Genomic DNA, 14,149 nt, shown 5'->3' on the forward strand with positions numbered 1-14,149 from the left:
CGCCCGGCTCACCGTGCCGACGCCAGGAACTGCGTCGCCGCCAGCTCTCCGTACAGAGGATCGTCCCGGACCAGTTCCTCGTGCGTCCCCACCGCCCGCACCTTCCCGGCGTCCATCACCACGATCCGGTCCGCGAGCGTGACCGTCGACAGCCGGTGCGCCACCACCAGCACCGTCACCTCCCCCGCCACCTCGGCGATCACGTCCCGCAGCGCCATCTCGTTGACCGCGTCCAGCTGGGACGTCGCCTCGTCCAGGAGAAGAAGCCGGGGCCCGCGCAGCAGCGCGCGGGCGATCGCCACCCGCTGCCGCTCACCCCCGGACAGCTTGGACCCGCGGTGGCCGACCAGCGTCTCCAGCCCTTCGGGCAACTGCTCCACGAGCCGTTCGAGCTTGGTCCGTACGAGGACGTCCCTGATCTGCTCGTCGGTGGCGGCGGGCGCGGCGAAGACCAGATTCTCCCGCAGCGTGCCCGCCAGGACGGGCGCGTCCTGCTCGACGTAACCGATGGCCGCGCGCAGTTCGCCCAGCGGCCAGTCGCGCACGTCCCGGCCGTCGATCAGGACCCGGCCGCCCGTCGCGTCGTAGAACCGCTCGATCAGGCCGAACACGGTCGTCTTGCCCGCGCCGGAGGGTCCGACGAACGCCGTCATCCCGGCGCCCGGCACCGTGAAGGAGACGCCGTGGTGGACGAACGGGAGCCCGTCGCGGTAGCGGAAGGTGACGTCCTCGAAGACGACGGAGGCGGCGGGGGAGACGGTGCCCGACGTCGCCTCCTGGGGAGGTTCGACCTCCTCCGTCTCCAGCCGCTCCGCCTCGATGATCCGCGCGATGGCCGCCGTGCCGACCTGGTACTGCGACGCGGCGTCGACCAGCCGCGACACCGGGTCGATCAGATAGAAGAGGAACAGCAGGAAGGCGATGAGCGTCGAGACCGAGATGGCGCCCGACGCGACCCGTGCCCCGCCGATCCCGAGCACCGCCAGGAACGAGATCTGGATGGCGAGGCCGATCGACGACGAGGCGAGCGCCTGCCACTTCGCGGATCTGACGCCGTGCCGCCACGCGTCCCGGGCGGCGGCCTCCACGACCGCCGTCTCCCGCTCCTCGGCGCCCGACGCCTTGAGGGTCCGGAAGGCGCCGAAGGCGCGCTCCAGGACGGTGGAGATCCGCCCCACCGCCTCCTGGGAACGCCGGGTCGCCTGTGCGATCCTGGGCAGGACGAGCGTGAACGCGCCGCCGATCAGCACGATCACCCCGAGCGTGACCCCGAGCAGCACCGGGTCCATGAACCCCATCAGGATGATCGTCGCGATGAACGTGAGCCCGCCGGTCGCCGCCGACACGATCGACTGCGTGGTCACGGCGCGCAGCAGCGTGGTGTCCGACGTGACGCGGGACATCAGATCGCCCGGCTGGGTCCGCTCGACCTCGGGCAGCCGCAGCCGCAGCAGCCTCCCTATGAGGCCGCGCCGGGCCTGGAGGACGACGGATTCTGCGGTCCGCTCCAGGATGTAGGCGCCGACGGACTCGACCGCCGTGCCGAGCACCACCAGGGCGGTGAGCACCAGCAGTACGCCGGTGATCGAACCGTCCTCACCGAGCCGGTCCACCAGGGCCTTCGCCGCGAGCGGCTGCGCCAGCCCGGTGGCGGCGCCGACGAGGGTCAGGAGCGCGCCGAGGGCGACGATCCGCCGGTGCGGCCGGAAGTGCCCGTACAGGGCCCGCCAGGTCTCCCCCGCGGAGAGTTTGGGCGTCTCCCGCACGTCGCCGGCCCGCGCTCTCGCGCCGCCGGCCCGCGCTCTCGCGCCGTCGGTCTCCGCACTCGCGCCGCTGTCCGACTTGTTGACCGTCCCGGTCGTCCCCGTGGTGCTCACATCAGTACGGACGCGGCGTGGACGCGTACGCCTGACCGCCCGCGCGAGCCGTCATGGTCAACGGCCCCGTGCCGCGCGAAAGGGCGTCGACGGCGGCGCTCACCCGCGTACGCCGCACAGGTGCAGCAGCGCCGCGACCCTTCGATACGGCTCCGTACGCCCCGCCCGGTCCTCCGCGGCCAGCAGCCGCTCCAGCTCGGCCGCCGGCGGCGGCTCCACGTCGTCGGATATGTGGCCGGAGAAGACGCACACCCCGTACCAGGTCCCCAGCGGCGCCGCGATCCCCGCCAGCGTCGCCGTCAGGGCGGACAGCCGGTCCGCGCGCACCGGCCGGCCGAGCCGGTCCGTGTACGTGGGGGAGTCGAAGGCGTCCAGCGCCCCCGCCCAGTCCCCGGCGATCCCCGGCGGCAGGGCGAGCGCGTCCGCGTTCCGTACGAGCAGCGAGAGCAGCCCCCCGGGCGCCAGCATCCTGCCCAGCCCCGCGAGCATGGCGTCCGGCTCCTCGACGTGCATCAGCACGCCATGGCAGAGCACCACGTCGAAACTGCCCGGCAGGAAGTGCACCCCGGTCTGGAGCCCGTCGCCCTCGACCAGCCTGACCCGCTCGCGGATCCCGGCGGGCTCGGCGCCGAGCGATTCACGCGCCGCCGCCATCTTCCCGGGATCGGACTCCAGCCCGGTCACCGTGTGCCCGGCCCGCGCCAGCCGCAGCGCCTCGGCGCCCCGGCCCATGCCGACGTCGAGAACCCGCAGCCGCTGTCCCACCGGGTAGCGCGAGGTCAGCTGTTCGTCGAGCTGCCGGGAGACCAGCTCCTGGCGGACGATGTTCCGCAGCCCGCCCGGTCCGTCCGGCCCGCCGGACGAGTCCCCCGGACCGTCGGATGCCCCAGTGCTCAGGGCCGGTCCCCGCGCTTGACCTGCGGCTTGGGCAGTCGCAGCCGGCGCATCTGGAGCGTGCGCATCAGCGCGTACGCGATGGCGCCGCGCTTGGACTCGTTCGGGAAGCGCACGGCGAGCTGCTTCTTCAGCCGGATCCAGATGCCGATCGAGTCGACGATGATCAGCACGATGATGCCGAGCCAGAGCAGCAGCGCGATGTTCTGGAGCTGACCGACGCGGACCATGCTCAGTACGAGGATGATCACGGCGAGCGGCAGGAAGAACTCGGCCATGCAGAAGCGGGCGTCCACATAGTCGCGGACGAAGCGGCGCACCGGGCCCTTGTCACGGGCCGGCAGATAGCGCTCGTCGCCACTGGCCAGCGCCTGGCGCTGCTTCGCCAGATCGACACGGCGTGCCTCGCGCTGCTTCTTCATCGCCGACTTGCGGTCGGTCGGCGTCGTCGAGGCGCGACGCCGCTGCGTCTGGGCCTCACTGCGCTTCGGGGTCGGGCGGCCCTTGGGGGCCTGCGGGTCACGGGTCTGCGTGGAGAGGTCCGCCGTCACCTTGCCGGTGGGGGCCTTCTCGTCCTTGGAGCGGCTACGGAACACAAAGCCCAAGGGTACGGGGTTCCTTTCGGGCGACCCACCCCCGAGGGGAACGATCCGGCAACGGCGGGCGTCTGTACTGGTGCAGAGGGGACTTAAGCCCCACTGCCCCCGAAGGTCACCTACTCCCTGCGCCGGAGCGACGCGGGGGCCAGTCGTCCTTGGGGATGAGCCCATCCGTTCCCGAACAGTGCGGTAATAGAGACAGGGCCCGTACTGTGGGTTCTGTAGGAGTGCTGGATCCGGAGTCCGTCAGAAGGGGGCGCGCGAAGCCCATGAGCGGTGTGATGAAACGTATGGGGATGATCTTCCGCGCGAAGGCCAACAAGGCCCTGGACAGGGCTGAGGATCCGCGCGAAACCCTCGATTACTCGTACCAGAAGCAGCTTGAGCTGCTTCAGAAGGTGCGTCGCGGTGTCGCCGATGTGGCCACGTCGCGCAAGCGGCTGGAACTGCAGCTGAACCAGCTCCAGGGCCAGTCCACCAAGCTGGAGGACCAGGGCCGCAAGGCGCTGGCGCTCGGCCGCGAGGATCTGGCGCGTGAGGCGCTGTCCCGGCGTGCCGCACTCCAGCAGCAGGTCAGCGACCTGGAGACACAGCACACCACGTTGCAGGGCGAGGAGGAGAAGCTCACTCTCGCGGCGCAACGTCTTCAGGCCAAGGTCGACGCCTTCCGTACGAAGAAGGAGACGATCAAGGCGACCTACACGGCCGCGCAGGCGCAGACCCGGATCGGGGAGGCCTTCTCGGGCATCTCCGAGGAGATGGGCGACGTCGGCATGGCCATCCAGCGTGCCGAGGACAAGACCGCGCAGCTCCAGGCGCGGGCCGGCGCGATCGACGAGCTGCTGGCCTCCGGCGCCCTGGACGACCACTCCGGCCTGGCGAAGGACGACATCGCCGCCGAGCTGGACCGGATCTCCGGTGGTACGGATGTGGAGCTGGAGCTTCAGCGGATGAAGGCCGAGCTGGCGGGCGGTTCGTCGTCGCAGCAGGCCATCGAGGGTGGTGCGGCCGACCGTCAGGACGGCGCGCAGTCCTCGGGTACCCCGAACAAATTCGACAAGAGCTAAGGGCGCGTCATGATCGTACGGATCATGGGGGAGGGCCAGGTGGAGCTCGGGGACAGCCACCTGGCCGAATTGGACAAGCTCGACGACGAACTTCTCGCCGAGATCAACGCGGACGACGAGGACGGCTTCCGCCGGACCTTCCACGCGCTTCTCGACAAGGTGCGCGAGCTGGGCGAGGCGGTGCCCGACGACTCCCTGGAGCCGTCGGGGCTGATTCTGCCCGCCCCGGGCGCCACGCTCGAAGAAGTACGCGCACTGCTCAGCGACGACGGTCTGATCCCCAGCCCCTGACGCTCCGGCCGCCGCGCACCACGCTCCAAGCACCTCCAGCACTTCCCGCACTCCTGATGCCCCGTGCCTCACCGCACGGGGCATCGTGCTGTTCCCCCACCGTCCGTCCCGCACCCCCCGTCCCCGCCGGGAGCGGCGGGCACGCGCCCGTTCGGCCCCGTACGCCGTACCGTTCGTTTGTGACCTCACTCGGAACCGGCTTCGACCGCACCCGGAGCTGGCTGCGCGCCCACCCCCTCGCGTTCGACGCCGGGCTGGCCGCGGCCGTGCTGGTCTGCATGATGGCGTCCGCCTTCGCCGACCCGCGCGCCCGCCACGACAAGCTGCCCGCGTTCGCCCAGGAGACCCCGGGGCCGGCCAGTGTCGTCCTGATGGTCCTCGCGGCCGGGGCCCTCGTCTTCCGGCGCCGCAACCCCTTCCCCGTGCTCGCCTTCACCGGGGCGATGAGCGTCGCCGAGCTGCTGACCAACGACGCGGTCTCCCCCGTCGCGATGAGCACCGTCATCGCCCTCTACACCGTCGCCTCGCGCACCGACCGCCCCACCACCTGGCGCGTCGGCCTCGCCACCATGGCCACGCTGACGGTCGTCGCGATGCTCTCGGGACCCACCCCCTGGTACACCCAGGAGAATCTCGGGATCTTCGCCTGGACCGGGATGGCGAGCGCCGCCGGGGACGCCGTACGCAGCCGCCGTGCCTTCATCGGCGCCATCCGGGAGCGCGCGGACCGGGCGGAGCGCACCCGCGAGGAGGAGGCGCGCCGCAGGGTCGCCGAGGAGCGGCTGCGGATCGCCCGCGATCTGCACGACGTCGTGGCCCACCACATCGCGCTCGTCAACGTCCAGGCGGGCGTCGCGTCGCACGTCATGGACAAGCGCCCCGACCAGGCCAAGGAGGCACTGGCGCACGTGCGCGAGGCCAGCCGCTCCGCGCTCAACGAACTGCGCGCCACGGTCGGCCTGCTCCGCCAGTCCGGCGACCCGGCGGCGCCCACCGAACCGGCCCCCGGTCTCGCGCTGCTCGACGAACTCGTCGGCACCTTCCAGCACGCCGGCCTGCCCGTGGAGGTGGCGCGCGGCGACGCGGACGGGCGGCTGCCCGCCGCCGTCGACCTCGCGGCGTACCGCATCATCCAGGAGGCGCTGACCAACGTGCGCAAACACGCGGGCCCCGGCGCCAAGGCCGAGGTGAGTGTCGTTCGGGTCGGCCCGACCGTCGAGGTCACCGTGCTGGACAACGGCACGGGCACCGGCGAGCCCGCCGACGGCAGCGGCCACGGCCTCCTGGGGATGCGTGAGCGCGTCACCGCCCTCGGCGGCACCCTCACCGCGGGCCCCCGCTACGGCGGCGGCTTCCGTACGCAGGCAATACTGCCGGTCAAGGCGCGTACGGCGCGTACGGGGGAGGACGCATGACGATCAGGGTGCTGCTGGCCGACGACCAGACACTGCTGCGCAGCGCGTTCCGGGTGCTGGTGGACTCGGAGCCCGACATGGAGGTCGTGGGGGAGGCCGCCGACGGCGCCGAGGCCGTGGCGCTGGCCCGTGCCGAGAAGGCCGATGTCGTCCTGATGGACATCCGGATGCCCGGTACGGACGGGCTCGCCGCGACCCGCATGATCAGCGCCGATCCGGAGCTGGCCGGGGTACGGGTGGTCATGCTGACGACTTTCGAGGTGGACGAGTACGTGGTCCAGTCACTGCGGGCCGGTGCCTCCGGCTTCCTCGGCAAGGGGGCCGAGCCCGAGGAACTCCTCAACGCGATCCGGATCGCCGCCGCCGGTGAGGCGCTGCTGTCGCCGGTCGCGACGAAGGGGCTCATCGCGACGTTCCTGGCGCAGGGCGGCAGCGCGGGCGAGGGCCCCGACTCGGCGGCGTACTCGAAGCGGCTGGACGCGCTGACGGTGCGCGAGCGCGAGGTCCTGGTCCTGGTGGCCGGCGGCCACTCCAACGACGAGATCGCGGAGCGGCTGGCGGTCAGTCCGCTCACCGTCAAGACCCATGTCAACCGGGCCATGGCGAAACTGGGTGCCCGGGACAGGGCTCAATTGGTGGTAATCGCCTACGAATCGGGCCTGGTACGTCCAAGGGTGGACTAGGGGCCCACCGTTCCGTACTCCAGGCGCGGTATGCGGCGGGTAAGGAAATCGACCTGGGGTCGACCGATCGGGGCTCGCGGATGGCAGATCGTATAGAGGGGCCCCTGCGCCCTTCTGCACGCGTACACCACAGAAGAGAGACCCCATGTCCTGGCTGTCCAGATTCAGCCTCGCGCAACGGGCCCTGATAGGGCTGATATCGATCATCGCGCTCGTCTTCGGAGCGATCGCGATCCCCCAGCTCAAGCAGCAGCTGCTGCCCTCCATCGAACTTCCGATGGTCTCGGTTCTCGCCCCCTACCAGGGCGCTTCGCCCGATGTGGTCGAGAAGCAGGTCGTCGAACCGATCGAGGCCTCCATCGAGGCCGTCGACGGGATCACCGGTGTCACCTCCACGGCGAGCGAGGGCAACGCCGTGATCATGGCCAGCTTCGACTTCGGCGGAGATGGCTCGAAACAGCTGGTCGCCGACATTCAGCAGGCCGTGAACCGGGCCCGCGCGCAGCTTCCCGAGGCCGTCGACCCGCAGGTCGTCGCCGGCTCGACGGACGACATCCCGACCGTCGTCCTCGCCGCCACCTCGGGCGAGGACCAGCAGGCGCTCAACGACCGCCTGGAGCGTACGGTCGTGCCCGCGCTGGAGGACATCGACGGCGTCGCCCAGGTCTCCATCGACGGAGTCCGGGACCTTCAGGTGTCCGTCACCCCCGACGACAAGAAGCTCGCCGAGGCGGGCCTCAACGCCATGTCGCTCTCCGAGGCGCTGAAGGCGGGCGGCGCGACCGTCCCGGCCGGCGCGTTCTCCGAGGACGGCAAGAGCCGCACCGTGCAGGTCGGCGGCGGCTTCACCTCCGTCAAGCAGATCGAGGACCTGCGGGTCGGCGGCCCGCAGGCGGGCGCGGCCGAGGGCGGCCAGGGACAGGGCGGCGGCCCCGTACGGCTCGGTGACATCGCCACGGTCGAGCAGGAGCCGGCCGCGGCGACGTCCCTGACCCGTACCAACGGTGAGCCCAGCCTCGCCGTGATGGCGACCATGGACAAGGACGGCAGCGCCGTCACCATCTCCGACGCCGTCAAGGACAAGCTCCCCGACCTCCGCAAGGACCTCGGCGAGGGCGCCCAGCTGACCGTGGTCACCGACCAGGGTCCGGCCGTCTCCAAGTCGATCTCCGGCCTGACCACCGAGGGCGCGCTCGGTCTGGTCTTCGCCGTGCTCGTGATTCTGGTCTTCCTGGCGTCGATCCGCTCGACGCTGGTCACGGCGGTCTCCATCCCGCTCTCCGTCGTCCTGGCGCTGATCGTGCTGTGGACCCGTGACCTGTCGCTCAACATGCTCACGCTCGGCGCCCTGACCATCGCGATCGGCCGGGTCGTCGACGACTCGATCGTGGTCCTGGAGAACATCAAGCGGCACCTCGGCTACGGCGAGGAGCGCGAGTTCGCGATCACCAGCGCGGTCAAGGAGGTCGCGGGCGCGGTCACCGCCTCCACGCTCACCACGGTCGCGGTGTTCCTGCCGATCGGTCTCGTGGGCGGCATGGTGGGCGAGCTGTTCGGCTCGTTCTCGCTGACGATCACGGCGGCCCTGCTGGCGTCGCTGCTCGTCTCGCTCACCGTCGTACCGGTGCTCTCGTACTGGTTCCTGCGCGCCCCGAAGGCCGTACGCGGGATCGACCCCGCCGAGGCCCGCCGGATCGCGGAGGAGAAGGAGTCCAACAGCCGGATGCAGCGGCTGTACGTCAAGGTGCTGGGCTTCGCGACCCGGCGCCGTATCACCAGCGTCGTCCTGGCGTTCGTCATTCTGCTGGGCACGTTCGCCATGGCGCCGCTGCTCAAGACGAACTTCTTCGACCAGGGCGAGCAGGAAGTCCTCACCGTCAAGCAGGAGTTGGCTCCCGGCACCAGCCTGGAGGCGGCCGACGCGGCGGCGAAGAAGGTCGAGAAGACCCTCGACGGCTTCGACGAGATCGAGGACTACCAGGTCACCGTCGGCTCCTCCGGCTTCATGGCGGCGTTCGGCGGCGGTACGGGTGCCAACCAGGCGTCCTACCAGGTGACCCTGAAGGACTCGGGGACGTACGAGAAGACCAGCGACGCCATCGACGAGGCCCTCGGCAAGCTCGACGGCGTCGGCGAGACGACCATCGCGGCCGGCGACGGCTTCGGCAGCCAGGACCTGAGCGTCGTCGTCAAGGCGTCCGACGCGAAGACCCTGGCGACGGCGGCCGAGCAGGTACGGGACGAGGTCGCCGGTATCGACGACGTCACCGACGTCCAGAGCGACCTGGCGCAGAGCATCCCGCGTATCTCGGTCAAGGCGAAGCCCGCGGCGGCCGAGGCCGGGTTCAACGACGCCACGCTCGGCATGGCCGTGAGCCAGGCCGTGAGCGGTACCCCGTCGGGCAAGGCGACCCTCGGTGACACCGAGCGCGACGTGTACGTCACCTCCGCCAAGCCCGCCACGACGATCGCCGAGCTGAAGGCGCTGCCGCTCGGCGGTGTGACGCTCGGTCAGATCGCCGAGGTGAAGCTGGCACCGGGTCCGCTGTCGATGACCCGGATCGACGGCTCCAGGGCCGCGACGATCACCGCGAAGCCCGTCGGTGACAACACCGGCGCGGTCGGCACGACACTCCAGTCGAAGATCAACGCGCTCGATCTGCCCGAGGGGGCGACCGCCTCCATCGGCGGTGTGTCCGAGGACCAGAACGAGGCGTTCCTGCAACTGGGGCTCGCCATGCTGGCGGCCATCGCGATCGTGTTCATGCTGCTGGTCGGCACGTTCAGGTCGCTGGTCCAGCCGATGATCCTGCTGGTCTCCATCCCGTTCGCGGCGACCGGCGCCATCGGTCTGCTGCTGGTCACCGGTACGCCGCTGGGTGTCCCGGCGATGATCGGCATGCTGATGCTGATCGGCATCGTGGTGACCAACGCGATCGTGCTGATCGACCTGATCAACCAGTACCGGCGGCAGGGTCTCGGCGTCGTCGAGGCGGTCGTCGAGGGCGGCAGGCACCGACTGCGCCCGATCCTGATGACCGCGCTGGCCACGATCTTCGCGCTGCTTCCGATGGCGATGGGGATCACCGGCGAGGGCGGCTTCATCGGCCAGCCGCTGGCCGTGGTGGTGATCGGCGGTCTGCTGACGTCGACGCTGCTGACGCTGCTGCTGGTGCCGACGCTGTACTCGATGGTCGAGCTGCGCAAGGAGCGCCGCGCCAAGAAGAAGGCGGCGAAGCGCGCGGCGAAGTCGGGCGACTCGGACGGCGGCGACGGTACGCCGCCGCGCTCCGGCGTCCCCTCGCCGGAGCCGGTCAACGTCTGACGTCCGGTATCGGTGAATGAGTGAGGGGCACCCGCCACCGGCGGGTGCCCCTCACCGCGTACGGCCAAGGCTCTACGGCTCTACGGCTACGGCTACGGCAGCGCCAGCATCCGCTCCAGCGCGAGCTGGGCGAAGTCCGCCGTCTCCTTCTCGACCTGGATCCGGTTGATCTCCTTGCCCTCGGCGAGCGATTCGAGCGTCCACACCAGGTGCGGCAGGTCGATGCGGTTCATCGTCGAGCAGAAGCAGACCGTCTTGTCGAGGAAGACGATCTCCTTGTCGTCGGCGGCGAAACGGTTCGCCAGGCGCCGCACCAGATTCAGCTCGGTGCCGATCGCCCACTTCGACCCCGACGGCGCTTCCTCCAGCTTCTTGATGATGTACTCCGTCGAGCCGACGTAGTCGGCGGCGGAGACCACCTCGTGCTTGCACTCCGGGTGGACCAGCACGTTCACGCCGGGTACGCGCTCGCGGACGTCGTTCACCGAGTCCAGCGAGAAGCGCCCGTGCACGGAGCAGTGCCCGCGCCACAGGATCATCTTCGCGTTCCGCAGCTCCTCGGCCGTCAGTCCGCCGTTGGGCTTGTGCGGGTTGTAGAGGACGCAGTCCTCCAGGGACAGCCCCAGGTCCCGTACGGCCGTGTTGCGCCCGAGATGCTGGTCGGGCAGGAAGAGGACCTGCTCGCCCTGCTCGAAGGCCCAGTTGAGGGCGCGCTCGGCGTTGGAGGAGGTGCAGATGGTGCCGCCGTGCTTGCCGGTGAAGGCCTTGATGTCGGCGGAGGAGTTCATGTACGAGACGGGGACGACCCGCTCGGCTATGCCGGCGTCGGTCAGTACGTCCCAGCACTCGGCGACCTGTTCGGCGGTCGCCATGTCCGCCATCGAACAGCCGGCGGCCAGGTCCGGCAGGACGACCTTCTGGTCGTCGCCGGTCAGGATGTCCGCCGACTCGGCCATGAAGTGGACGCCGCAGAAGACGATGTACTCGGCGTCGGGCCGCGCGGCGGCGTCCCTGGCGAGCTTGAACGAGTCCCCCGTCACGTCGGCGAACTGGATGACCTCGTCGCGCTGGTAGTGGTGGCCGAGGACGAAGACCTTCTCCCCGAGCTTCTCCTTCGCCGCGCGGGCGCGCGCCACCAGATCCGGGTCGGACGGCGACGGCAGGTCGCCGGGACACTCCACGCCGCGCTCGCTGCGGGTGTCGGCCTCGCGGCCGAGCAGCAGCAGGGCGAGGGGTGTCGGCTGGACATCGAGATCCTGACGGGCTTGGGCCGTGGTCACGTCACGCACCCTTTCTTCTCTGCGGGGAGGAGCCTTTTCGTCTAATTGACGTTATCTATCATAACCGCTTCACGTCACTTTGACGATGTCGATAGCGTCGATGTGACGCATTCCCGGGGACGTGACTCGTGCCGCTCCTGAGCCGGGTGTGCGAGCATGAAGAGAGAAGGACCGAGCACGACCGGAATGAATCCGCGGCTGCGCTGGTTGTAGCTGTCGGCAAAGAGTCCGTACTTCCCCTGCCTCCGGCGGGGAGGCCCCACCCCGGGAGAGAAGCAGATGTCCGTATCGGACGAGACCACCACCGTGAGCGACGGCATCCTCCTGTCCGACGCCGCCGCGGGCAAGGTCAAGGCCCTGCTCGACCAGGAAGGCAGGGACGACCTCGCGCTGCGCGTCGCGGTCCAGCCCGGCGGCTGTTCCGGTCTCCGTTATCAGCTGTTCTTCGACGAGCGCTCGCTCGACGGCGATGTCGTGAAGGACTTCGGCGGCGTCAAGGTCGTCACCGACCGGATGAGCGCCCCGTATCTGGGTGGCGCCTCGATCGACTTCGTCGACACCATCGAGAAGCAGGGCTTCACGATCGACAACCCCAACGCCTCCGGCTCCTGCGCCTGCGGCGACTCCTTCAGCTGATCGACCGGTCACCCGATCGGCGAGCACTGAGCGCTGAGCACTGAGCACCGCGAAAGGCGGCGGCCCCCTCACCGGGACCGCCGCCTTTCGCGTGCGCTTTCGCTGTGTGCCTGCCACGTGCGGTGTCTGCCACGTGCGCCGTACCACGTCCGTACGGCCTCCGTGCTACTTCCGCAGAGGCACGGCATCCCCCGTGACCGCGTCCACGACCTTCCGGTCCCCGAGCGGCCGGTCCAGCGTCACCTTCTCGGTCAAGACCTTGCCCATCGCGATGCACACACCCTCCTGGGGCGCGGACTCGACCACCTCCACCTTCACCGCGGACCCGCTCTCGTCGGCGCGCAGGGAGTACTCGGCGCACACGCCGCCGATGAAGCGCACGCTCAGCGTGCCGCCGTCGGCGGTGTACGTCTCGATCGTCGACCGCTGCTTCTTCTCCGGATCCCGCGGCTCCTCGGCAGGGGGCGTCGTCACGCCACCGCGCCCGCCGCCCTCGCCGCCCCCGGTCAGATACTCGGGCAGTACCGCCGTCCGGGCCACGGTCGACGCCGGACCGTCCCCGGCGCCCGCCACCTCGAACCACCACGACGGTACGAGGGCGGCCCGCCCGTCCAACTGCTGCGCCGCGAGCCCGAAGACCGCCTTGCCCACCGGCACCGGCGCGGGCTTCGCCGGCTCCGCGCCCTTGCCCTTCGGCTCGCACGGAGCGGCGGGCTCCCGCCCGTCCTTGTGCGGCACCGCCGACGCGCAGCCGCCGATCCCGCTCGTGCCCGGGGCGTTCGACGCCTCGTTCAGCAGTTTCAGTGCCTCGGCCGCGTCCACCACCGGATACTCGGCGCCCTTCGCCGGGGCCTTCAACTTTCCGCTGCCGGACACCACTTGGCCGTCCGCGCCGATCTGGATGCCGGTCGACCAGCCGTACGTCGGCAGCCCGCCGATCACCGGCGCGGCGTTCACCACCCGTACGGCGCCCATCAGTTGACCCGCGTCGAGTGCGGCGTCCTGCTGGCCCAGCGCCTTCAGTACGGGCGCCGCGGCCTTCTTGGCGGCCTCCTCGCTCACCGGGCCCGCCCCGTCGCCCGGCACCACGGGGTTGTCGCCGCCCCCGCTCGGACACTCCTTGGCCTTCAGGCAGTTGTCCCCGCCGGGCGCGGCTCCGTAGCGACCGAACGTCCAGGTGCCGGGCGCCTGCTCGTCGACACTGAGCAGCGGTCCCGAACCGTCCTTCTGGGCGCCGACCTTCCAGGCGGTGCCGGAGAGTTCGGGTGTGCCGGGCACCCCCAGCGCCTTGGCGAGACGGGCCACGTCGGCCGCCGCCACGGATCCCTCGGGGAGATGTACGGCGGCCGATTCGGGCCCCTTCGGCAGACTGCCGGCCGCCCGGTACTCGACGCCGTACGGGCTCGGTTCGCCCGGCGCGATGCCGGGCCCGCCCGCCTTGCCGCCCTCGTTCGCCGGGCCGCCGCCGAGCGCCAGCGGCGGCAGATCCTGATTCCCGCCGCGCGCGGCCGACTTGTCGTCACCGCCGCCGTCCGAGGAGGCCGTGGCGAGATACGCGCCGCCGCCGCCCACGAGGAGGACGGCCGCGGCCACCGACGCGACCGCGAGCGGGGAACGCCTCAACCCCCGGCGGGCGCCGACGTGTTCGCCGTCGCTGTCCTGGTGTCGTTCGCTACTGGTCACCGTCTGCTCCTTCGCCGGATCGGCCCTGCCGTGGCCGGGACACCGGTGAGACGGGCGCCGGGAGCACTCGGTTCCCCGGGGATGTCAGTCGCCGTACTCCGACATGCCGTCGATCAGCCGTGCGGAGTCCGGGGTGACCGTCACACCATGGATCAGCGACGGGCAGACGGGGGCGGGAGCGGCGGCGGCGGGACGGACCCAGTCCGGCGCCATCCGCGCGCAGTCACCGCGCAGTTCGGCCAGGCTGGTGTCGGACTCACGGACGGCACGCTCACGGGGGACGGTGTTGTTCCTCATGTACGCACCGTAATCATGGAGAGGTCGGGAGGAAAGCCCTACTATCGGGTAGTTTGCCGTTTCGGAGCTCCGGGGGCGACCCGATAGCGTGGACCGTCCACC

General features: G+C 70.7%; 12 protein-coding genes. 6 read left to right on the forward strand and 6 right to left on the reverse strand.

Annotated elements, in window-relative coordinates:
• Positions 1 to 8: 8 nt before the first annotated feature.
• The 3 genes from ACFYNU_RS36275 to ACFYNU_RS36285 all read right to left on the reverse strand — a co-directional run bounded on the left by ACFYNU_RS36275 (position 9) and on the right by ACFYNU_RS36285 (position 3,367).
• Positions 9 to 1,766: an ABC transporter ATP-binding protein gene (locus tag ACFYNU_RS36275; protein ID WP_356593148.1), complete on the reverse strand. Its 1,758-nt coding sequence runs from the start codon at positions 1,764 to 1,766 to the stop codon at positions 9 to 11.
• 210 nt (positions 1,767 to 1,976) lie between these two features.
• Positions 1,977 to 2,711 carry a class I SAM-dependent methyltransferase gene (locus ACFYNU_RS36280; RefSeq protein WP_356593146.1) on the reverse strand — a complete coding sequence of 245 codons (735 nt, stop codon included), beginning with the start codon at positions 2,709 to 2,711 and terminating at the stop codon, positions 1,977 to 1,979.
• Between the two features lie 59 nt (positions 2,712 to 2,770).
• Entirely contained in the window at positions 2,771 to 3,367 is a 597-nt protein-coding gene (locus ACFYNU_RS36285; RefSeq protein WP_356593124.1) for a DUF3043 domain-containing protein, read from the reverse strand.
• Positions 3,368 to 3,651: 284 nt separating this feature from the next.
• Here ACFYNU_RS36285 and ACFYNU_RS36290 point away from each other — a divergent pair, with 284 nt between their 5' ends.
• The 5 genes from ACFYNU_RS36290 (at position 3,652) to ACFYNU_RS36310 (ending at position 10,151) form a co-directional block, all read left to right on the forward strand.
• Entirely contained in the window at positions 3,652 to 4,437 is a 786-nt protein-coding gene (locus ACFYNU_RS36290) for a PspA/IM30 family protein (protein ID WP_356593122.1), read from the forward strand.
• Between the two features lie 9 nt (positions 4,438 to 4,446).
• Positions 4,447 to 4,728, forward strand: coding sequence for a hypothetical protein (locus tag ACFYNU_RS36295; protein WP_356593120.1), 282 nt, complete (start codon positions 4,447 to 4,449; stop codon positions 4,726 to 4,728).
• Between the two features lie 179 nt (positions 4,729 to 4,907).
• Positions 4,908 to 6,143, forward strand: a complete 1,236-nt coding sequence (locus ACFYNU_RS36300) for a sensor histidine kinase (RefSeq protein ID WP_356593117.1) — start codon at positions 4,908 to 4,910, stop codon at positions 6,141 to 6,143.
• Complete coding sequence (locus ACFYNU_RS36305; protein WP_356593115.1) at positions 6,140 to 6,826, forward strand: response regulator transcription factor; 687 nt, start codon at positions 6,140 to 6,142, stop codon at positions 6,824 to 6,826. Before ACFYNU_RS36300 ends, ACFYNU_RS36305 begins: the two co-directional genes overlap by 4 nt.
• A 145-nt stretch (positions 6,827 to 6,971) precedes the next feature.
• On the forward strand, positions 6,972 to 10,151 hold the full coding sequence (locus ACFYNU_RS36310) for an efflux RND transporter permease subunit (protein WP_356593113.1): 3,180 nt from the start codon (positions 6,972 to 6,974) through the stop codon (positions 10,149 to 10,151).
• Between the two features lie 92 nt (positions 10,152 to 10,243).
• On the opposite strand, the gene nadA is transcribed toward ACFYNU_RS36310, so the two are convergent.
• Positions 10,244 to 11,431: a quinolinate synthase NadA gene (nadA, locus tag ACFYNU_RS36315; protein ID WP_356593111.1), complete on the reverse strand. Its 1,188-nt coding sequence runs from the start codon at positions 11,429 to 11,431 to the stop codon at positions 10,244 to 10,246.
• Between the two features lie 279 nt (positions 11,432 to 11,710).
• Here nadA and ACFYNU_RS36320 point away from each other — a divergent pair, with 279 nt between their 5' ends.
• Positions 11,711 to 12,067: an iron-sulfur cluster assembly accessory protein gene (locus tag ACFYNU_RS36320; RefSeq protein ID WP_023542295.1), complete on the forward strand. Its 357-nt coding sequence runs from the start codon at positions 11,711 to 11,713 to the stop codon at positions 12,065 to 12,067.
• Positions 12,068 to 12,232: 165 nt separating this feature from the next.
• Here ACFYNU_RS36320 and ACFYNU_RS36325 read toward each other — a convergent pair whose 3' ends face one another.
• Together ACFYNU_RS36325 and ACFYNU_RS36330 are read right to left on the reverse strand one after the other, a co-directional pair.
• Positions 12,233 to 13,750, reverse strand: coding sequence for a hypothetical protein (locus ACFYNU_RS36325; protein WP_356593108.1), 1,518 nt, complete (start codon positions 13,748 to 13,750; stop codon positions 12,233 to 12,235).
• Positions 13,751 to 13,834: 84 nt separating this feature from the next.
• The gene (locus ACFYNU_RS36330; RefSeq protein WP_356593105.1) at positions 13,835 to 14,047 is read right to left on the reverse strand and encodes a hypothetical protein; all 213 of its coding nucleotides are present in this window, start codon (positions 14,045 to 14,047) and stop codon (positions 13,835 to 13,837) included.
• Positions 14,048 to 14,149 lie beyond the last annotated feature (102 nt).

This window comes from Streptomyces sp. NPDC006643 (assembly GCF_042870175.1).
In the GTDB taxonomy this organism is placed as follows: Bacteria; Actinomycetota; Actinomycetes; order Streptomycetales; family Streptomycetaceae; genus Streptomyces.

Coding starts and splice junctions, on each gene's coding strand:
- ACFYNU_RS36290 (WP_356593122.1), top strand. CDS start 3,652: ATGAAACGTATGGGGATGATCTTCCGCGCGAAGGCCAACAAGGCCCTG.
- ACFYNU_RS36295 (WP_356593120.1), top strand. CDS start 4,447: ATGATCGTACGGATCATGGGGGAGGGCCAGGTGGAGCTCGGGGACAGC.
- ACFYNU_RS36305 (WP_356593115.1), top strand. CDS start 6,140: ATGACGATCAGGGTGCTGCTGGCCGACGACCAGACACTGCTGCGCAGC.
- ACFYNU_RS36310 (WP_356593113.1), top strand. CDS start 6,972: ATGTCCTGGCTGTCCAGATTCAGCCTCGCGCAACGGGCCCTGATAGGG.
- ACFYNU_RS36320 (WP_023542295.1), top strand. CDS start 11,711: ATGTCCGTATCGGACGAGACCACCACCGTGAGCGACGGCATCCTCCTG.
- ACFYNU_RS36330 (WP_356593105.1), bottom strand. CDS start 14,047: ATGAGGAACAACACCGTCCCCCGTGAGCGTGCCGTCCGTGAGTCCGAC.